The organism is Micromonospora sp. NPDC049139, from assembly GCF_055586845.1.
In genome coordinates this window covers 209,464-227,025 of the sequence record NZ_JBVJHK010000006.1, presented here as the reverse complement: position 1 = coordinate 227,025, position 17,562 = coordinate 209,464, and the positions used below count along the sequence as shown (strand labels likewise).

The following is a 17,562-nucleotide window of genomic DNA, read 5'->3' as shown; positions in this document are numbered from 1 at the left end:
GGTGCTCCCCCTCAGCTGTCGCGGTCGGCGGGCCGGGAGCCGGCAGCCCCCGCCCGGTCCTCCGAGCTCTCCTCGTCACCGTCCGGCTCGGCGGACCCGTCGCCGGCGCTCGCGGCGTCCTTGCCGGTCGCCGTCTCCCCGCCGGTCGTGGCGGGCAACTCGCCGGTCTCCCGCCAGCGCCGGTACTGCTCCTCGCCGACCACCCGGTAGCCCTCCGGCGCGGCCGGCTTCGCCCCCGCCTCGGCGGCGGAGAGGTCGACCTGCGAGACGTCGGAGTCGGCGGGCACGGGCGGCGTCGCGGCGGCGCCGACCGGAACGAGGTACTCGCGGGGCCCGCGCACCCGCAGGAAGTAGACCAGGGCGCCGAGGAACACCAGGCCGGCGGTCCAGACGTTCAGGCGTACGCCGAGGATGGTGTTCGCCTCGTCGGTGCGCATCAGCTCGATCCAGAACCGCCCGGCGGTGTAGCCCATCACGTAGAGGGCGAACGCCCGCCCGCGGCCGAGGCGCAGCTTGCGGTCGAGGACGAAGACCAGCGCGGCGACGCCGAGGTTCCACAGCAGCTCGTACGCGAACGTCGGGTGGTAGAGCCCCGGCTCGAGGATCGGCCGGCCGGCGTCGTCCCGCAGCGCCTGGCCGGGGTTGTCCGGGTCCATCCGGTGGATCTCCAGGCCCCACGGGAGGGTGGTCCGGCCGCCGTACAGCTCGTTGTTGAACCAGTTGCCGAGCCGGCCGATCGCCTGGGCCAGCGGCAGGCCGGGGGCCAGTGCGTCGGCGACCACCGCGAACGGGATGCCGAGCTGGCGGGCGGCGATCCAGGCGCCGACCGCGCCGCCGGCCACCGCGCCCCAGATGCCGAGACCGCCCTCCCAGATGGCGAACGCCTTCAGCGGGTCGCCGCCGGTGCCGAAGTACTTCTCCGGCGAGGTGATCACGTGGTAGATCCGGGCGCCGATGATGCCGGCCGGCACCGCCCAGACCGCGATGTCCAGGACCGCGCCGGGGGCCACGCCGCGCTGGCGCAGCCGCCGTTCGGTGACCCAGCAGGCCACCACGATGCCGACGATGATGCACAGCGCGTACGCCCGGACCGGCAGCGGTCCGAGCTGCCACACGGCGGTGCTGGGGCTGGGCAGGGCCGCCTGGGGGGACAGCGAGGCGAGAGTCACGGATGCACACGCTACCGCCGTGGGCCCCTCCGGCGGCACCCCGGTCCACCGTCGCCCGATCCCGGTGACTTCTGGTTTGCGCCCCCGTAGGCTCTTTGTCCATGGGCGCGCTCACCTGGGCGGTCGCGGCGGTCGTCACCGACGACGCCGGCCGGGTGCTGCTCTGCCGCCAGGGCCGGGGCGAGCGACGCTACGGGCTCCCGGGCGGCCGGCTGCGCCCGGCGGAGAGCCCCCTGCACGCCGCGATGCGCGACATCCGGGCCGAGACGGGCTGGGAGGTCGAGGTCGTGGACCTGGTCGGCCTCTACCACCTGGCCGGCGCGTGCGCCCCGGCGCCGACGAGCCCCGCCGCCCCGGCCTCGTCGGCGGGCCGGGTCGCGTCGTCGGCCGGTCACGCCGGGCCGCTGCCCGACGTCCTGGTGCACGTCTTCCGGGCGCGCGTCCGGGGGCCGAGGCCGACCGGCGAGCCGATGGGCGGCTGCCGGGCGTCCTGGCACGACCCCGCGGCTCTGCCGGAGGCGCTCACGCCGACCACCCGGGCCGCGCTCGCCGACGCGCTGGCGGGCCGCTCCGGCGTCCTGCACACCGCCACGCCCTCCACCCCCGCACCGGACACTGCGGCCGAAAGGGACACCACTCCGAGCGCGATCGCTTCCCCGGCCGGACACCCGCCGGGCCAGCGGGCCAATCCACCCACGGCAACCCGCCACTAACTCCCCACGCGCCCCACATCCCCACGCTCCCGCCCAACTCTCGCGATCTTGCACCTTCCGCCCCGACAAAAGAGGGCATCCCGCGCATTACGCGGGCACAAAGTGCAAGATCGCGGGCGGCGGACGGCAGGGCGTGGGAGGGAGGAGGGTGGGTCAGGGGGTGGGGGTGCGGACGCCCTGGGCGAGTTCGGCGCTGAGGGTGCGGAGGGCGGCCAGGCCGGACGCCTCGTCCGGGGCGTCGAGCAGGCAGCGGATCAGGGCGCTGCCGACGATGACGCCGTCGGCGTACCCGGCGACCGTGCCGGCCTGTGCGCCCGTGCCGACGCCCAGCCCGACGCCGACCGGCAGGTCGGTGACCTCCCGCAGCCGGGAGACCAGGACCGGCGCCGCGTCGGAGGTCTTCGCCCGGGCGCCGGTGACGCCCATGATCGCGGTGGCGTAGACGAAGCCCCGACAGTGCGCCGCGGTCATCGCCAGTCGCGCGTCCGTCGAGGAGGGCGACACCAGGAAGGTACGGTCCAGCCCGTACGCGTCCGAGGCGGCGAGCCACTCGCCGGCCTCCTCGGGGATCAGGTCCGGGGTGACCAGACCGGTGCCCCCGGCCGAGGCGAGGTCCCGGGCGAAGGCGTCCACGCCGTAGCGCTCGACCGGGTTCCAGTAGGTCATGGTGACCACGGGCGCCCCGGTGGCCGCGACCGCCTCGATGATGCGCAGCGTGTCGGCGGTGCGTACGCCGCCGGCGAGGGCGATGTCGCTGGCCTTCTGGATCACCGGGCCGTCCATCACCGGGTCGGAGTACGGGATCTCCACCTCGATCACGTCGACGCCGGCCTCGACCATCGCGGTCATCGCGGCGATGCTGCCCTCGACGGTCGGGAACCCGGCCGGCATGCAGCCGACCAGCACCGCCCGCCCGTCGGCGCGCGCCTTGTCGAACGCCACCCCGATCCGGCTCACGTTCTCACTGCTCCTTGTCGAGGATGCCGAAGTAGTTGCCGGCCGTGTGGACGTCCTTGTCGCCCCGGCCGGAGAGGTTGACCACGACGGTGGGCTCCCGGCCCAGCTCGGCGGCGAGCTTCGGGGCGATCTTGAGGGTGCCGGCGAGCGCGTGCGCGCTCTCGATCGCCGGGATGATGCCCTCCGTCCGGCAGAGCAGCTCGAACGCGGCCATCGCCTCGTCGTCGGTGACGGGCACGTAGCTGGCCCGGCCGGTGTCGTGCAGCCAGGCGTGCTCCGGCCCGACACCGGGGTAGTCCAGCCCGGCGGAGATCGAGTGCGACTCGCAGGTCTGGCCGTCGGCGTCCTGGAGGACGTACGTGCGGGTGCCGTGCAGCACGCCGGCGGAGCCGCCGGTGATGCTGGCCGCATGCCGCCCGGTCTCCACCCCGTCGCCGCCGGCCTCGAAGCCGTAGAGCCGCACGTCGGGGTCGCCGACGAAGGCATGGAAGATGCCCAGCGCGTTGGAGCCGCCGCCGACGCAGGCGGTGACCGCGTCCGGCAGGGCGCCGGTCAGGTCGAGGCACTGCTGGCGCGCCTCGTCGCCGATGCCGCGGACGAAGTCGCGGACCATCGCCGGGAACGGGTGCGGCCCGGCGGCGGTGCCGATCAGGTAGTGGGTGTCGTCGACGTTGGCGACCCAGTCCCGCATCGCCTCGTTCATCGCGTCCTTGAGGGTGCGCGAGCCGTTGGTGACCGGGACGACGGTGGCGCCGAGCATGCGCATCCGCGCCACGTTGAGCGCCTGCCGCTCGGTGTCGACCTGGCCCATGTAGACCACGCAGTCGAGGTCGAACAGGGCGGCGGCGGTGGCCGTGGCCACGCCGTGCTGGCCGGCGCCGGTCTCCGCGATCACCCGGGTCTTGCCCATCCGCTTGGTCAGCAGCGCCTGGCCGAGCACGTTGCGCACCTTGTGCGCCCCGGTGTGGTTGAGGTCCTCCCGCTTGAGCAGCACCCGCGCGCCGGCCTTGGCGGAGAACCGCTGGGCCGTGTAGAGCAGCGAGGGCGTGCCGGCGTAGTCGCGCAGCAGGGCGGCGAACTCCGCCCGGAACGACTCGTCGGCCATCGCCGTGCGGTGCGCGGCGTCCAGCTCGTCGAGCGCCGCGACCAGCGCCTCCGGTACGAACCGGCCGCCGAACCGGCCGAAGTGACCGGCGGAGTCGGGCTGCGGACCGGCCGGGGCGGCCAGCGCTTCGGCGCTCATGGATTCTCCTCTCGGTGCTGGCGAACCGGCGCGGGATCAGCGCACCGGGCGGGGCGTGGCCGGGTGGTTGCCGGCGTTGACCAGCTCGGCCACCGCCTCGCGGGGGCTCTTCTGGGTGACCAGACCCTCGCCGACCAGGACCGCGTCGGCGCCCGCCGAGGCGTACCGGATGAGGTCGTGCGGACCACGCACCCCCGACTCGGCGATCTTGACGACGCTGCTGGGCAGGCCGGGCGCGATCCGCTCGAACACCGAGCGGTCGACCTCAAGGGTACGCAGGTTGCGGGCGTTGACCCCGATGACCTGGGCGCCGGCCTCCAGCGCCCGGTCGGCCTCCTCCTCGTCGTGCACCTCGACGAGCGCGGTCATGCCGAGCGACTCGATCCGCTCCAGCAGGCCGACGAGGGCGTTCTGCTCCAGGGCGGCGACGATCAGCAGCACCAGGTCGGCGCCGTGCGCCCGGGCCTCGTGCACCTGGTAGCTGGAGACCACGAAGTCCTTGCGCAGCACCGGGATGTTGACGGCGGCACGGACGGCGGCCAGGTCGTCGAGCGAGCCGCCGAACCAGCGCCCCTCGGTGAGCACGCTGATCGCCCGCGCGCCGCCGGCGGCGTAGTCACCGGCCAGGTCGGCCGGGTCGGCGATCTCCGCCAGCCGCCCCTTGGACGGCGAGGAGCGCTTCACCTCGGCGATCACCGCGACGCCCGGCTTGCGCAGGGCCGCGTACGCGTCCAGCGGCGGCGGCGCGGCGGCGGCCAGTTCGCGGATCCGCTCCAGCGGAACCTGCTCCTGTCGCCGGGCCACGTCCTCACGCACGCCGGCCAGGATCTCGTCGAGCACGCCTAGGGACGCCGCCGGACCGGCCTCGTCCCCCTCCGCGTGCGCATGCTCAGCAGTCACCAACGGACTCCCCTCTCCGGGTGTCATGGGCCGATGCTAGGGGGCGCCACCTGGCGACGGGTGCCGGGGGTATGGCGTGCCTCACGAGATGGGCTGCGGCATAATGGCCGACTTCCGGTGAACGGGACGTCACTCAGGGCGACCGCGCCCATCGACGACCGCCGCCCCGTCTCGTCGCCCCGCCGCGCGAGGCATTCGGCCCGATCCTGTCCACTCCCGCGACCGGCCGCCCGGCGCGGCCACGGCGGGACGCCGGCCCCTGTGACCTAGCTCAAGGGCGAACGGCCCTTTCCCTGGTCGCGGGCCCGGACGGAGAGTTGACGTGTCGGTCACCACGGCGAAACGTGAGCCAGCCAGCATCTCTCTCGGGCAGACTCGATGTCGCGCCTGCCCCACCGACACCAACGATCTCCGTGCGGGGTGATCATGAGCACTGTCGAGCCCAACCAGACCATCGGACTGACGACCATCTCGCGTACCGTCGCGTCGCTCGCCGCCGGCGTGGTCCACACCCTGGAGCGCGCGGTGGTCGGCGAGGCCCGGATGCGGACCGCGCGCGGCAACGCCTGGGAGGCCGTCTGCGCCGACCGGGCCCGCGCCGAACAGCGGGCCGAGCTGGACCGCCTGGTGGCGGAGCTGACGGCCGCCCGGGCCGCCGCCCGCGACCACCAGCCCGTCAGCTGACCGTCGGATCCTCGCCGCGGTCCAGCGCGTCCCACGCCTCCGTCGTGCGCCGGCCGGTGACGCGGCCGTCCTCGCCCCGGGCGGCCGGCACGCCGCCGCCCCGGGCCGGCCGCTCGTAGCGGGCGCCCATCGCCGGCCACCGCCGGCCCCGCAGCGCCGTCAGCAACCCGCCCGCCGCGGCGAGCACCCCGCCGACCAGGCAGAGCGCCGGCCAGTGCCGGCTGACCTCACCGTCGAACCCGGCGACCAGGCCGTAGCCGCCGCCGGCCGCCACCGCCGCGCCGAGCCCGCAGAGCAGCGCGCCCAGCAGCCGCCGCGACCGGCCCCGGGTGGCGAGCACCGCGCCGCCCCCGGCCAGCCCCACCAGGGCCAGCGCCGGCAGCCACGGCAGCAGGCCCGCGCCCGTGCGCGCGTCGCGTATCGGCGGCAGCGGGGTGGGCCGGGCGGTCAGTTCGACCGCCCAGGTGCGGGTCGACGCCCAGAACGCGAGGCCCGCGCCAGCCACGCAGAGCAGCACCGCGTACGTCAGCTCGCGCCGGCCCGCGACGGCCCGCGCGCGTTCCTCGGCCTCGGCCGCCGCGGCCGTCCCCGACTCGTGGCCGCGCGGCTGCGCCGCCGTCATCGGGCGGGCCGGAGGGTCTCGGCGGCGGCGATCGCGGCGAGCACCGCCGCGGCCTTGTTCCGGGTCTCCTGGTCCTCGGCGGCCGGGTCCGAGTCGGCCACCACCCCCGCCCCGGCCTGCACGTACGCCCGGCCGTCGCGCATCAGCGCGGTGCGGATGGCGATCGCCATGTCCAGGTCCCCACCGAAGCCGAAGTAGCCGACGGTGCCGCCGTAGAGGCCGCGGCGGACGGGCTCCAGTTCCTCGATGATCTCCATCGCCCGCACCTTCGGCGCGCCGGAGAGCGTGCCGGCGGGGAAGGTCGCGGCGAGCGCGTCGAAGGCCGTGCGGTCGTCCCGCAGCGTGCCGACGACGGTCGAGACGATGTGCATGACGTGGCTGTAGCGCTCGATGGTGGCGAACTCCGGCACCTCCACGGTGCCCGGACGGCACACCCGGCCCAGGTCGTTGCGGCCCAGGTCGACCAGCATCACGTGCTCGGCCCGCTCCTTGGGGTCGGTGAGCAGCTCCGCGGCGAGCCGGGCGTCGGCCTCCGGGGTGGCGCCGCGCGGCCGGGTGCCGGCGATCGGGTGCAGCAGCGCCCGCCGCTGCCCCTCCGCGTCGGCGGTCACCTTCAGGTGCGCCTCCGGGGAGGAACCGACGATGTCGAAGCCGTCGAAGCGCAGCAGGTACATGTAGGGGCTGGGATTGGTCGTGCGCAGCACCCGGTAGACGTCCAGCGGGTCGGCGTGCGTCTGCCGCTCGAACCGCTGGGCCAGCACGATCTGGAAGCACTCGCCGGCCCGGATCGCCTCCTTCGCCGCCTCCACCGCCTTCGGGTAACCGCCCTCGGGCGTGCGGCTGCGCACCTCCCCGGCGGGTGGCCGGTCGACGGTGGACACCATCGGCGGGATGGGCCGGGACAGGGCGGTGGTCATCGCGTCGAGCCGGCCGACCGCGTGGTGGTACGCGGCCGCGACCCGGGCCTCGCGGTCCGGCTCGTCCAGCGGCGGCAGGATCGCGTTGGCGACCAGGATCGCCGAGCCGTCGTAGTGGTCCAGCACCACCAGGTCGGCGGCGAGCATCATGCCCAGCTCGGGCAGGCCCAGGTCGTCCTCGGTCAGCTCGGGCAGCCGCTCGAACCGGCGGATCAGCTCGTAGCCGAGGTAGCCGACCATACCCCCGGTCAGCGGCGGCATGCCGCTGGCCGCGTCCCAGGCCGGGCCGGCGAGGGCGTCGACGGTCTCGCGCAGCACCCGGACCGGGTCGCCGGAGGTGGGCACGCCGGCCGGCGGCTGCCCCGTCCACGTCGCCACGCCGTCCCGCTCGGTCAGCGTGGCGCTGCTGCGTACGCCGATGAACGAGTACCGCGACCAGGCCAGCCCGGCCGAGCCGACGCCCTGCTCGGCGGACTCCAGCAGGAACGTTCCCGGACCGCCGGCCAGCTTGCGGTAGACGCCGACCGGCGTCTCCGCGTCGGCGAGCAGCCGCCGGGTGACCGGGACGACGCGCCAGCGGGTGGCCAGCTCGGTGAAGGAGGCCACGTCCGGGCTGACCGCGCCGTCGGTCCGGGACCCGCCGCCGGGCGTCGCGCGCTGCGCCGTCACCGGGCCCCCGCCTCTTCCCCGGTCACCGGCAGCTCCGTGAAGAAGCAGGTGCGGTGCCCGGTGTGGCAGGCCGCGCCGACCTGGTCGACGTCGACCAGCAGCGCGTCGCCGTCGCAGTCCAGGGCCACCGAGCGGACGTACTGGTGGTGCCCGGAGGTGGCGCCCTTGACCCAGTACTCCTGGCGGCTGCGCGACCAGTAGGTGGCCCGGCCGGTGGTCAGGGTGCGGTGCAGCGCCTCGTCGTCCATCCAGGCGACCATCAGCACCTCGCCGGAGTCGTGCTGGCGGACCACCGCGGCCACCAGGCCGTCGGTGGTGCGGCGCAGCCGGGCGGCGATGGCCGGGTCGAGCCGGGACGCACGGGCCGGGCCGCCGGCCGCGGGCTCCTGCGGGGTGGGGTGGGCGCCGGTCACCGGCGCGTCAGGTACGGGCACAGTGACCCATTGTCCCGCACGCGGGGCGGGCACCGGCGACGGCTCCCGCCGGGGGCGCGGCGGCCGGCCGGCGGGCCGGGTCAGCTGGTCGACGTAGCGGTCCAGCCGGCCGTCGACCAGGGCGTCGGCCAGGTCCGCGCCGGCGACCTCGGCGATCTCGGCGGCGTACGGGCGGATCAGCGGCAGGGCGCCGGCGACCAGGCGGGCCGCGGCGGCGCAGACCTGCCCGACCGAGCCGGGGCGCAGCCCGAGGCAGAGCAGCATGTCCTCCCGGTAGTTCGGCGGCGCCACCGGCAGGTCGAGGGCGGCGGCGAAGGCCTCCCGGCGGGACGCCACCCGGACCGTCGGGTTGGCCGGCCGCAGCACGGACGGGCAGAGCCGGGCCAGGTCGGCGGCGGCCAACCGGACGCCGAGGTGGTCGTCGGCGTCCCGCGCGCCCGCCACCTTGCCGAGAGTGGCGATCAGCTCCTCCAACTGCGGCTCGCCGGCCGGCTGGCAGAGCACCGGCAGGTCGATCCGGACCCGCCAGTGCGGATCCGCCCAGAGCAGCCGGGCCGGCGCCGTCACCGGCAGCCCGAACGCCCAGTCGGCCGGCTCGCCGAGCCGGCTCAGCCAGGAGCGCACGTCGCGGGCGGCCACGGAGACGTGGGTCAGCCGCCCGGCGTGCTCCGCCAGGTACGCCCGGCGGGCCGCGTACGGGGCGCCACCGAGCAGCACGTCGACGTCGACGTCGCTGTGCGCGGTGGCGGCCCGCCGGGCGTGGCTGCCGCGCAGCATGATGCCGACGACGGGCTGCTCGGCGCCGGCCCGCAGCCGGGCGGTCCAGTCGCGGAGGAACCCCTCGTCCGGTGACGGAGCGTGACCCACGGCGCCATCGTGCCGTACGCCCGATCGGTGCGCAATGCCCGATGGCGGACCCGGTGTCCGGTCCGAAGGCTAATGCCCGACGAACCTCATCGACGCCTCGGGGTACCGTTCGCCGGCCGCCGCGCCCGGCGGCACCGCCTCGCCCAGCCGGGACCGCTGCCCCGGGGTGAGCCGGATGTCGGCCGCCGCCGCGTTCTCCGCCAGCCGGTGCGCCCGCCGGGTGCCCGGGATCGGGAAGACGTCCTCGCCCTGGGCGAGCAGCCAGGCCAGGGCGGCCTGGGCCGGGGTGCAGCCGATCTCGTCGGCCACCGCCCGCACCTCGTCGACCAGCTTCAGGTTGGCGTCGAGGTTGCCCTCGGCGAAGCGCGGCGCCGTCGTGCGCCAGTCGTCGGCGGCGAGCTGCTCCCGGCTGGTGATCGCCCCGGTCAGCAGCCCCCGCCCCACCGGCGAGTACGCGACCAGCGCCACCCCCAGCTCCCGGCAGGTGGCCTGCATCTCGCCCTCGACGTCCCGGCTGAACAGCGAGTACTCCATCTGCACGGCGGTCACCGGGTGCACCGCGTGCGCCGCACGCAGGGTCGCCGGGCTGACCTCGGAGAGGCCGATGAGCCGCACCTTGCCGGCGGCGACCTGCTCGGCCATCGCGCCGACCGTGTCCTCGATCGGGGTGGCCGGGTCGCGCCGGTGCAGGTACCACAGGTCGATGGCGTCCACCCCGAGCCGGCGCAGCGAGGCGTCGCACGCCGCACGCGCCCAGGCCGGGCTGCTGTCCACGTACGCACCGGGGCTGCCGGTGGCGCCGGGGCCGTCGCCGCGAACCCGGTTGCCGAACTTGGTGGCCAGGAAGACCTCGTCGCGGCGCGCCCGCACCACCGGGGAGAGCAGTTCCTCGTTGCGGCCCCGGCCGTACATGTCGGCGGTGTCCAGGTGGTTCACGCCCAGGTCGAGCGCCCGGTGCAGGGTCCGGGTCGACTCGGCGTCGTCGGCGCCGCCGTAGGCGAAGCTCATCCCCATGCAGCCCAGCCCGATCGCGGAGACCTCCGGCCCGGCCGCGCCCAGCCGACGGCGGATCATCGGCACCCCTCCGCCCGGCGGTAGTTGTCGATCTTGTAGTTGAGCACCTTCAGGTCCTCCTCCAACTCGGCCATCCGGCTCAGCACGCGGGCGCGGTGCGCCTCGAACAGCGCCCGCCGGGCGGCCAGGGTGGCGTCGCCCTGCCGGGCCAGCTCGGCGTAGCGGCGCATGTCCCGTACGGGCATGCCCGTACGGCGCAGCCGGGTGAGCAGGAACAGCCAGTCCACGTCCCGTTCGGTGTAGCGGCGGCGCCCGGCCGAGTCCCGCCCGACCGGGGCGACCAGCCCCTCCTGCTCGTACCAGCGCAGCGTGTAGGTGGTCAGGCCGACCCGCTCGGCCGCCTCGCCGACGGTGAGGGTCGTCTCCCGCGTGCTGATGTCCACGCCCCCAGGCTTCCAGTTCGAGTGCACGCGAAGTCAACCGTTGCGCCCCGCGAGACATCTCAACTAGCGTCGAGTTCAACAGCCGTTGAGTTTCCGGGGTGGTGGGCGATGGACGAGGCGATCGCCGTCCGTGACCTGGTCGTCGACCGGGGCGGGCAACGGGTGCTGCACGGCATCAGCGCGTCCGTGGCGCGCGGCCGGGTCACCGGGCTGCTCGGGCCGAGCGGCAGCGGCAAGACGACGCTGATGCGCGCGGTCGTCGGGGTGCAGGTGGTCGGCGCCGGCTCCGTCACCGTGCTCGGGCTCCCCGCCGGAACGCCGGAGCTACGCCGCCGGGTCGGCTACCTCACCCAGGCGCCCAGCGTCTACGCCGACCTCACCGTGCGGGAGAACGCCCGCTACTTCGCCGCCCTGCACGGCCGGGGCCGGGCCGACGCCGACCGGGCGGTCGCCGACGTCGGGCTCGACGAGGCGGCCGGCCAGCTCGTCGGCAGCCTCTCCGGCGGGCAGCGCAGCCGCGCGTCCCTGGCCTGCGCGCTGGTCGGGGAGCCGGAGCTGGTCGTCCTCGACGAGCCGACGGTCGGCCAGGACCCGGTCCTGCGGGCCGACCTCTGGGCCCGGTTCCACGCCATGGCCGCCGCCGGCACCACCCTGCTGGTCTCCAGCCACGTGATGGACGAGGCGGCCCGCTGCGACCGGCTGCTGCTGATCCGCGAGGGGCGGCTGATCGCCGACGACACCCCGGACGCGGTGCGCGCCGCCGCCGGCGTCGACGACCTGGACGAGGCGTTCCTGCGGCTGATCAGGGCGGGCGAGGCGGGCCCGGCGGGCGGCGCCGGGCGGGCGGCGTCGTGAACCCGCGGATCCTGGCCGCCACCACCGGCCGCATCCTGCGCCAGCTACGGCACGACCGGCGCACCGTGGCGCTGCTCGTGGTGGTGCCGTCGGCGCTGCTCGCCCTGGTCTACTTCATGTACGTCGACCAGCCCGCACCGCCGGGGCAGCCGTCGACGTTCGACCGGGTCGCCCTGGTGATGCTCGGCTTCTTCCCCTTCGTGATCATGTTCCTGGTGACCAGCATCGCGATGCTGCGCGAGCGCACCACCGGCACCCTGGAGCGGCTGCTCACCACCCCGCTGGGCAAGCTCGACCTGCTCTTCGGCTACGGCATCGCGTTCGGGCTGGCCGCGGTCGTCCAGGCCGTCATCGCGTCCGCCGTGGCGTACGGGGTCTTCGACCTGGACACCGCCGGCAGCAGCGGCCTGGTGATCATGATCGCCGCGCTGAACGCGGTGCTCGCGGTCGCGCTCGGGCTCTTCTGCAGCGCCTTCGCCCGCACCGAGTTCCAGGCCGTACAGTTCATGCCGGTCGTGGTGGTGCCCCAGTTGCTGCTCTGCGGGCTGTTCGTGCCCCGGGGCGAGATGGCCGGCTGGTTGCAGGCGGTCAGTGACGTGCTGCCGCTGTCGTACGCAGTCGAGGCGCTGCAGGAGGTGGGCGCGAACGCCGAGCCGACCGGCACCATGTGGCGGGACATGGCGGTCGTCGCCGGCGCGGCGGTGCTGGCGCTGGTGCTCGCCGCGGCCACCCTGCGGCGGCGCAGCCACTGATGCCACCGGCACCCGCCACGAGGTGGGACCGGCGGCGGACGACGACGAGCGAAGGGCGGCGATGGCGCGGCGGACCGGACGGCGACCCGGCAACCCGGACACCCGGGAGGCGATCCTCGGGGCCGCCCGCGCCGCCTTCGCCGAGCGGGGCTTCGACGGGGCCTCGATCCGGGCCATCGCCGCCGCCGCGCAGGTGGACCCGGCGCTGGTGCACCACTACTTCGGCAGCAAGGACCAGCTCTTCCTGGCCGCGATGCACGCGCCGGTCGACCCCGGCGAGCTGCTGCCGAAGGTGCTCGCCGGGGACCGGGACGGCCTCGGGGAGCGGCTGGTCCGCACGTTCCTCGGCGTCTGGGACTCCCCGGCCGGCACCGCCGGGGTGGCCCTGCTGCGCTCGGCGGTGAGCAACGAGTGGACCGCCCGCCTGCTGCGCGAGTTCCTGGTCAGCCAGGTGCTCCGCAAGGTCCTCGACCAGCTCGACGCCGACCCGGCCGAGCTGCCGCTGCGGGGCTCGCTGGTGGCCAGCCAGATGCTCGGGCTGGCCATGATGCGGCACGTGGTCCGGCTGGAGCCGGTCGCCTCGGCGGCCCCGGAGACGCTCGTCGCGGCGGTCGGCCCGACGGTGCAGCGCTACCTGACCGGCGACCTCGCCGAGGTCTTCGCCGCCTGACCCGCGCCGGCACCCCTGGCCGGCCGAGCGGCACCCGGCGGCCGGCCAGCCGCGGCCGGCGGGACCGCGGCGACGCGGCGGGCTCAGGTCTGCTCGCCGGGACCCGGCGACGCGGCGGGATCAGGCGTGGTCGGCGTGCCGGGAGGCGGCGTGGCGGCAGAGCATCGGGTGCAGGAGGCGGGCCAGCTCCTCCTCGCCGTCGAGCGGGCGCGGGAACGCCAGGCGGGCCCGCCGGCGGGCGCCGGGCCGACCGTGGTCCGCCAGCAGGCCGTACCGGTCGATCCGGACCACCCGGGGCGCGGCGTCCGGGCCGCTGTCGGCCAGGCCGAGCTGCCGCCGCAGGTAGGCGGCCACCTCGGCCGCGTGGTGCTCGGCGAGGTCGGCCAGCAGCCCGGCCTCGACCGCGTGCAGGGGGTCCGGCTCCGCCTCGGCGTACGCCGTGGGGTCGATCCGGCGCACGGAGTCGGCGCGTTCCCAGCGGGCCTCGGCCACCTCGAAGCGGTGCAGCCGGAACCGGGTGCCGACGTCGAGCAGGTCGCCGGTCGGCTCGACCGCCGCGAAGTCCAGCGCGGCCCGGCGTTCCTCCGCGCCCTCCAGACGGGTCGCCCAGCCGGAGACCCAGGCCCGGCCGAGGCTCGGCGCGCCCGCGGCGGGCGGCAGGTCGAGCACGTCCAGCACCAGCGCCACGTCGGACTCGCCGTCGGCGGGCCGCAGTGCGGCGGCGAGGTCGCTGACCACCGGCACCAGCAGCAGCACCCGCCCGTCCGGGTCGGTCACGTGCCGGACCTGGTGCGGGCCGGGCCGGTGCGCGACGTGGGCGATGCCGGGCAACCGGCCCGCGACGAGGGTACGGACGATCTCCGCCGGGCTGGGCCGCATGACACGACCTCCTTTGGTTAGGCTTACCTAACCCGGAGACTAGAGCACCGGATCGGAGACGTCCAGCGGGACCGGGTCAGCGGGTCTGCTCCAGCCAGGAGGCGTAGAGCAGGCCGTAGACCGACTCCGGGTCGCGGACCAGCTCGTCGTGCGGGCCGCGCTGCACGATCCGGCCCCGGTCCACCACGATCACCTCGTCCGCGGACTGCGCCGTGGAGAGCCGGTGCGCGATGGCGAGCGTCGTCCGCCCCCGCGTCACCGCGTCCAGGGTGCGTTGCAGCCGCACCTCGGTGGCCGGGTCCACCGCGCTGGTCGCCTCGTCCAGCACCAGCAGGTCCGGGTCGGCCACGTACGCGCGGGCCAGCGCGACCAACTGCCGCTCCCCCACGCTCAGCGCCTCGCCCCGCTCCCCCACCGGGGTACGCAGGCCCGCCGGCAGCCCCTCCAGCCAGTCGGCCAGGCCCAACTCCGTGAAGGCCGCGGCGAGCTGCTCGTCGGTCAGCTCGGGGCGGGCGAAGCGGACGTTCTCCGCCACCGTGGCGTCGAAGAGGAAGCCGTCCTGCGGCACCATCACCACCCGCGACCGCAGCGAGGCGAACCGGACCTGCTCCAGCGGCACCCCGGAAAGCAGCACCCGGCCGGCGGTCGGGTCCATGAGCCGGGTCAGCAGCTTGGCGAACGTGGTCTTGCCGCTGCCGGTCTCGCCGACCACCGCCACCCGGCTCTTCGCCGGGATCTCCACGTCGATCCCGTGCAGCACGGGCGGGCCGCCCGGGTAGGCGAATTCCACCCCCGCGAAGCGGATGTCCAGCGGGCCGGGCGGCAGCTCGCGCCCCTGCTCGCCGGGGTCGGCCACGTCCGGCGCGACGTCCAGCACGTCCAGCACCCGGCGCCAGCCGGCGATGGCGTTCTGCGCCTCGTTGAGCACCTCCGTGGCGATCTGCACCGGCTGGATGAAGAGGGTGACCAGGAAGAGGAAGGCGGTCACCTCGCCGACGCTCAGGGTGCGGTCGGCGCCCAGGGTCACCCCGAGCACCACCACGCCCGCGAGGGCCAGCCCGGCCGCCAGCTCACCGACGGAGCTACCCAGGATGCTGATCCTGATCGCCCGCTGCTGCGCCCGCCGCTGGCCGTCGATCGCCCCGTCGAGCCGGCGGGCGGTGCGCCCGGCGATCCCGTACGCCCGGATGACCGGCGCGCCGACCACGCTCTCCCCGATCGCGCCGAGCAGCGCTCCCGTGCGCTGCCGGACCACCCCGTACGCCCCGGCGAGGCGGCGCTGGAGCACCCGGATCACGAGCACGGCGGGCAGGAAGGCGGCGTAGACGAGCAGGGTCAGCTGCCAGGAGTACGCCAGCATCACCAACGTGGTGACCACCAACTGGCCGAGGTTGATCACCAGGATCACGCCGCCCCACTGGAGGAACTGGGTGATCTGGTCGACGTCGCTGGTCACCCGCGACACCAGCGAACCGCGCCGCTCGGACTGCTGGTGCAGCATGGACAGGTCGTGCACGTGCCGGAACGCCCGCACCCGCACGTTGGCCAGCGCGGTCTCGCTGACCGTGAACAGCCGGCGCATCATCAGGTAGCCGCAGACCGTGGTCACCACCAGCACGGCGGCGGTGGCGGCGACCACCGTCCAGACCACGGTCAGGTCGAGACCGCCGACGATGCCGTTGTCGATGCCCTGCTGCACAGCCACCGGCACGGCCGCCCGGCCGACCATGTAGACCAGGGCCAGGCCGAGCGTGCCGGCGAGGCCGACCCGCAGCTCCGGGGAGAGCGCCAGGCCTCGCCGCAGCGTGTGCCAGGTCGTCTCGGTCGCCTCGGCCGTCTCGGCCTCGGTCGCCCCCTGCGCCTTACCACTCACCGGTCCACCTCGATCTCCAGGCCCGAGCTCAGCGGGGCGACCTCGTCGTACGTCTCGTCCTTGGCGTGGTCGACCTCGGCCTGCTCGTAGGCGGTGACCAGGTCGGCGTAGCCGGGCACGGTGGCGAGCAGCTCGGCGTGGGTGCCACGGGCGACCACCCGGCCCTGCTCCAGGTAGACCACCTCGTCGGCCAGCGCGATGGTGGCCCGCCGGTAGGCGACCACCAGGATCGACGCGGCCGGCGCGCCGGGCTCCCCGGCGGAGGACCGCAGCCCGGCCAGGATGGCCGCCTCCACGCGGGGGTCGACGGCGCTGGTCGCGTCGTCGAGGACGAGCAGGCGTGGCCGGCCCGCGAGCGCGCGGGCCAGGGTGAGCCGCTGCCGCTGGCCGCCGGAGAGCGAGGTGCCCCGCTCGCCGACCTTCGTGTCGAGACCGTCGGGCAGTGCGGCGACGAAGCCGTCCGCCTCGGCAAGCCGCAACGCGGCCCAGACGTCGTCGTCGCCGATGCCCGGCCGGTCCAGGGTGATGTTGGCCCGCACCGTGTCGTCGAAGACGAACGGCACCTGGGCGACCAGCGCGGCGGTGCGGGCCAGCGAGGCGGCGGTGAGCCGGCGCACGTCCACCCCGTCCAGGGTGACCGTGCCGGCCCCGGGGTCGACCAGCCGCACGGCCAGCGAGGCGATCGTGGACTTGCCGGCGCCGGTCGGCCCGACCAGGGCGACGGTCTTCCCCGCGGGCACGGTGAAGGAGACCTCGCCGAGCACCTCCGTGCCGGGCAGGTGCGCCTCGGCGGGCTCGTAGCCGAACCGGACGCCGGCGAAGGTGAGGGTGGCGGGGCGGGGGTCGGCCGGGTCGAGCGTCGTGTCGCCGTACGGCATCTCGCCGGTGGCGTCGAGGACCCGGCGGACCCGGTCCCAGCCGGCGACGCTGCGCGGCAGCTCGGCCAGCACCCAGCCGATGGCCCGGACGGGGAAGGCCAGCACGGTGAAGAGGAAGGCGACGCTGACCAGCTCGGCGACGCTGATCGCGCCCTGCCGCAGCCGGAACGTGCCGACCACCAGCACCGCGAGGGTGCCGAGGCTGGGCAGGGTCTCCAGCACGGGGTCGAAGACGCCGCGCAGCCGCCCCACCGACACCAGCGCGTCGCGCAGCTCGCCCGCGCGGGCGGCGAACCGGTCCGTCTCCTGGGCCTCCCGGCCCATCGTCTTGACCACCAGGGCGCCGTCGAAGCTCTCGTGGGCGATGCCACTGACCTCGGCGCGCAGCCGCTGCGCCCGCGCCTGGCGGGGGGCCATCCGGCGGGAGTAGGCGACGTTGAGCGCGAAGAGCGCCGGGAAGACCGCCAGGCCGACCAGGGCCAGCGCCCAGTCGGTGGCGAAGAGCGAGGCCACCGCGCCGACCAGCATCACCAGGGTGCCGACCGCGAACGGCAGCGGGGCGATCGGGTGCCAGGCGGCCTCCACGTCGGAGTTGGCGTTGGACAGCAGGGTGCCGGTGGCGTTGCGGTGGTGCCAGGACAGCGGCAGCTCCAGGTAGCGCCGGGTGACCCGGCGCCGGTAGGCGGCCTGGAGGCGGTACTGCATGTAACCCGCGCCGAGCCGGCGGCCGAAGATGCCGGCCACCCGCAGCACGCTGATGCCGAACAGCGCGACGGCCGCCAGGGCGAGCGCCCCGACCCCGACCGAGCCGCGCTCGATCGCCGGGACCACCACGTCGCCGACCACCGCGCCCACCACGTATGCGCTGGCCACCGTCATGGCGCCGAAGAGCACGCTGCCGGTCACCGCGACCGCGAAGATCCGCGGCTGCTCCCGGATGGCCACCCCGAGGACGGCCAACCCCCGACCGAGCACGTCCCGACTTGTCCTGCTCGCCACGCTCTCCCCCGCCGTAAGCCGCAA

General features: G+C 75.5%; 17 protein-coding genes and 1 pseudogene. 5 read left to right on the top strand and 13 right to left on the bottom strand.

What is annotated here, in order from left to right:
• Positions 1–11 precede the first annotated feature (11 nt).
• Positions 12–1,169, bottom strand: a complete 1,158-nt coding sequence (gene lgt / locus ACZ6Q9_RS14315) for a prolipoprotein diacylglyceryl transferase (protein ID WP_393262664.1) — start codon at positions 1,167–1,169, stop codon at positions 12–14.
• A gap of 101 nt (positions 1,170–1,270) precedes the next feature.
• Between lgt and ACZ6Q9_RS14310 the strand changes: the two genes are divergently transcribed.
• The gene (locus tag ACZ6Q9_RS14310; RefSeq protein WP_396827412.1) at positions 1,271–1,882 is read left to right on the top strand and encodes an NUDIX hydrolase; all 612 of its coding nucleotides are present in this window, start codon (positions 1,271–1,273) and stop codon (positions 1,880–1,882) included.
• A 153-nt stretch (positions 1,883–2,035) separates the two neighbouring features.
• On the opposite strand, the gene trpA is transcribed toward ACZ6Q9_RS14310, so the two are convergent.
• Genes trpA through trpC form a run of 3 tightly spaced genes read right to left on the bottom strand, consistent with a single transcriptional unit; the run spans position 2,036 to position 4,922 of the window.
• Positions 2,036–2,839: a tryptophan synthase subunit alpha gene (gene trpA, locus ACZ6Q9_RS14305; RefSeq protein WP_393262670.1), complete on the bottom strand. Its 804-nt coding sequence runs from the start codon at positions 2,837–2,839 to the stop codon at positions 2,036–2,038.
• 4 nt (positions 2,840–2,843) lie between these two features.
• Positions 2,844–4,082, bottom strand: coding sequence for a tryptophan synthase subunit beta (trpB, locus tag ACZ6Q9_RS14300; protein ID WP_393262673.1), 1,239 nt, complete (start codon positions 4,080–4,082; stop codon positions 2,844–2,846).
• A gap of 36 nt (positions 4,083–4,118) precedes the next feature.
• Positions 4,119–4,922, bottom strand: a complete 804-nt coding sequence (trpC, locus tag ACZ6Q9_RS14295; protein ID WP_350681602.1) for an indole-3-glycerol phosphate synthase TrpC — start codon at positions 4,920–4,922, stop codon at positions 4,119–4,121.
• Between the two features lie 486 nt (positions 4,923–5,408).
• On the opposite strand from trpC, the gene ACZ6Q9_RS14290 reads away from it, so the two are divergent.
• Positions 5,409–5,666: a hypothetical protein gene (locus ACZ6Q9_RS14290; RefSeq protein ID WP_396827414.1), complete on the top strand. Its 258-nt coding sequence runs from the start codon at positions 5,409–5,411 to the stop codon at positions 5,664–5,666.
• Here the strand turns inward: ACZ6Q9_RS14290 and ACZ6Q9_RS14285 are convergent.
• From ACZ6Q9_RS14285 to ACZ6Q9_RS14260, 6 genes and pseudogenes are all read right to left on the bottom strand, one after another.
• Positions 5,659–6,288 (bottom strand): Trp biosynthesis-associated membrane protein, encoded by a 630-nt coding sequence (locus ACZ6Q9_RS14285; RefSeq protein ID WP_393262676.1) that lies wholly within the window; start codon positions 6,286–6,288, stop codon positions 5,659–5,661. The two genes, ACZ6Q9_RS14290 and ACZ6Q9_RS14285, sit on opposite strands and share 8 nt — an antisense overlap.
• Positions 6,285–7,874, bottom strand: coding sequence for an anthranilate synthase component I (locus ACZ6Q9_RS14280; RefSeq protein WP_393454790.1), 1,590 nt, complete (start codon positions 7,872–7,874; stop codon positions 6,285–6,287). The genes ACZ6Q9_RS14285 and ACZ6Q9_RS14280 overlap by 4 nt, the downstream gene beginning before the upstream one ends.
• Complete coding sequence (gene hisI, locus ACZ6Q9_RS14275) at positions 7,871–8,308, bottom strand: phosphoribosyl-AMP cyclohydrolase (protein WP_396827584.1); 438 nt, start codon at positions 8,306–8,308, stop codon at positions 7,871–7,873. The genes ACZ6Q9_RS14280 and hisI overlap by 4 nt, the downstream gene beginning before the upstream one ends.
• Before the next feature lie 183 nt (positions 8,309–8,491).
• Positions 8,492–9,085, bottom strand: a pseudogene (locus ACZ6Q9_RS14270) (phosphoribosyl-AMP cyclohydrolase); the annotation flags it as partial.
• A 159-nt stretch (positions 9,086–9,244) separates the two neighbouring features.
• The gene (locus tag ACZ6Q9_RS14265) at positions 9,245–10,249 is read right to left on the bottom strand and encodes an aldo/keto reductase (protein ID WP_396827417.1); all 1,005 of its coding nucleotides are present in this window, start codon (positions 10,247–10,249) and stop codon (positions 9,245–9,247) included.
• Positions 10,246–10,632, bottom strand: a complete 387-nt coding sequence (locus ACZ6Q9_RS14260; RefSeq protein WP_393262683.1) for a MerR family transcriptional regulator — start codon at positions 10,630–10,632, stop codon at positions 10,246–10,248. The genes ACZ6Q9_RS14265 and ACZ6Q9_RS14260 overlap by 4 nt, the downstream gene beginning before the upstream one ends.
• A 108-nt stretch (positions 10,633–10,740) precedes the next feature.
• On the opposite strand from ACZ6Q9_RS14260, the gene ACZ6Q9_RS14255 reads away from it, so the two are divergent.
• From ACZ6Q9_RS14255 to ACZ6Q9_RS14245, 3 genes are all read left to right on the top strand, one after another.
• Positions 10,741–11,487, top strand: a complete 747-nt coding sequence (locus ACZ6Q9_RS14255) for an ABC transporter ATP-binding protein (protein WP_396827419.1) — start codon at positions 10,741–10,743, stop codon at positions 11,485–11,487.
• Entirely contained in the window at positions 11,484–12,239 is a 756-nt protein-coding gene (locus ACZ6Q9_RS14250) for an ABC transporter permease (RefSeq protein ID WP_393262687.1), read from the top strand. The genes ACZ6Q9_RS14255 and ACZ6Q9_RS14250 overlap by 4 nt, the downstream gene beginning before the upstream one ends.
• Before the next feature lie 61 nt (positions 12,240–12,300).
• A complete protein-coding gene (locus ACZ6Q9_RS14245) occupies positions 12,301–12,909 on the top strand; it encodes a TetR/AcrR family transcriptional regulator (protein WP_393262688.1) in 609 nt (202 codons plus the stop codon).
• A gap of 120 nt (positions 12,910–13,029) precedes the next feature.
• On the opposite strand, the gene ACZ6Q9_RS14240 is transcribed toward ACZ6Q9_RS14245, so the two are convergent.
• The 3 genes from ACZ6Q9_RS14240 to ACZ6Q9_RS14230 all read right to left on the bottom strand — a co-directional run bounded on the left by ACZ6Q9_RS14240 (position 13,030) and on the right by ACZ6Q9_RS14230 (position 17,538).
• On the bottom strand, positions 13,030–13,788 hold the full coding sequence (locus tag ACZ6Q9_RS14240) for a DUF2470 domain-containing protein (RefSeq protein WP_393262689.1): 759 nt from the start codon (positions 13,786–13,788) through the stop codon (positions 13,030–13,032).
• A gap of 76 nt (positions 13,789–13,864) precedes the next feature.
• Positions 13,865–15,661, bottom strand: a complete 1,797-nt coding sequence (locus ACZ6Q9_RS14235; RefSeq protein WP_396827422.1) for an ABC transporter ATP-binding protein — start codon at positions 15,659–15,661, stop codon at positions 13,865–13,867.
• Positions 15,658–17,538, bottom strand: a complete 1,881-nt coding sequence (locus ACZ6Q9_RS14230; RefSeq protein WP_396827423.1) for an ABC transporter ATP-binding protein — start codon at positions 17,536–17,538, stop codon at positions 15,658–15,660. Before ACZ6Q9_RS14230 ends, ACZ6Q9_RS14235 begins: the two co-directional genes overlap by 4 nt.
• Positions 17,539–17,562 lie beyond the last annotated feature (24 nt).

What these genes read in the sequence shown, in the direction of transcription:
- ACZ6Q9_RS14310 (WP_396827412.1), top strand. Translation starts at nt 1,271, where the DNA reads ATGGGCGCGCTCACCTGGGCGGTCGCGGCGGTCGTCACCGACGACGCC.
- trpB (WP_393262673.1), bottom strand. Translation starts at nt 4,082, where the DNA reads ATGAGCGCCGAAGCGCTGGCCGCCCCGGCCGGTCCGCAGCCCGACTCC.
- ACZ6Q9_RS14290 (WP_396827414.1), top strand. Translation starts at nt 5,409, where the DNA reads ATGAGCACTGTCGAGCCCAACCAGACCATCGGACTGACGACCATCTCG.
- ACZ6Q9_RS14285 (WP_393262676.1), bottom strand. Translation starts at nt 6,288, where the DNA reads ATGACGGCGGCGCAGCCGCGCGGCCACGAGTCGGGGACGGCCGCGGCG.
- ACZ6Q9_RS14265 (WP_396827417.1), bottom strand. Translation starts at nt 10,249, where the DNA reads ATGATCCGCCGTCGGCTGGGCGCGGCCGGGCCGGAGGTCTCCGCGATC.
- ACZ6Q9_RS14255 (WP_396827419.1), top strand. Translation starts at nt 10,741, where the DNA reads ATGGACGAGGCGATCGCCGTCCGTGACCTGGTCGTCGACCGGGGCGGG.
- ACZ6Q9_RS14245 (WP_393262688.1), top strand. Translation starts at nt 12,301, where the DNA reads ATGGCGCGGCGGACCGGACGGCGACCCGGCAACCCGGACACCCGGGAG.
- ACZ6Q9_RS14240 (WP_393262689.1), bottom strand. Translation starts at nt 13,788, where the DNA reads ATGCGGCCCAGCCCGGCGGAGATCGTCCGTACCCTCGTCGCGGGCCGG.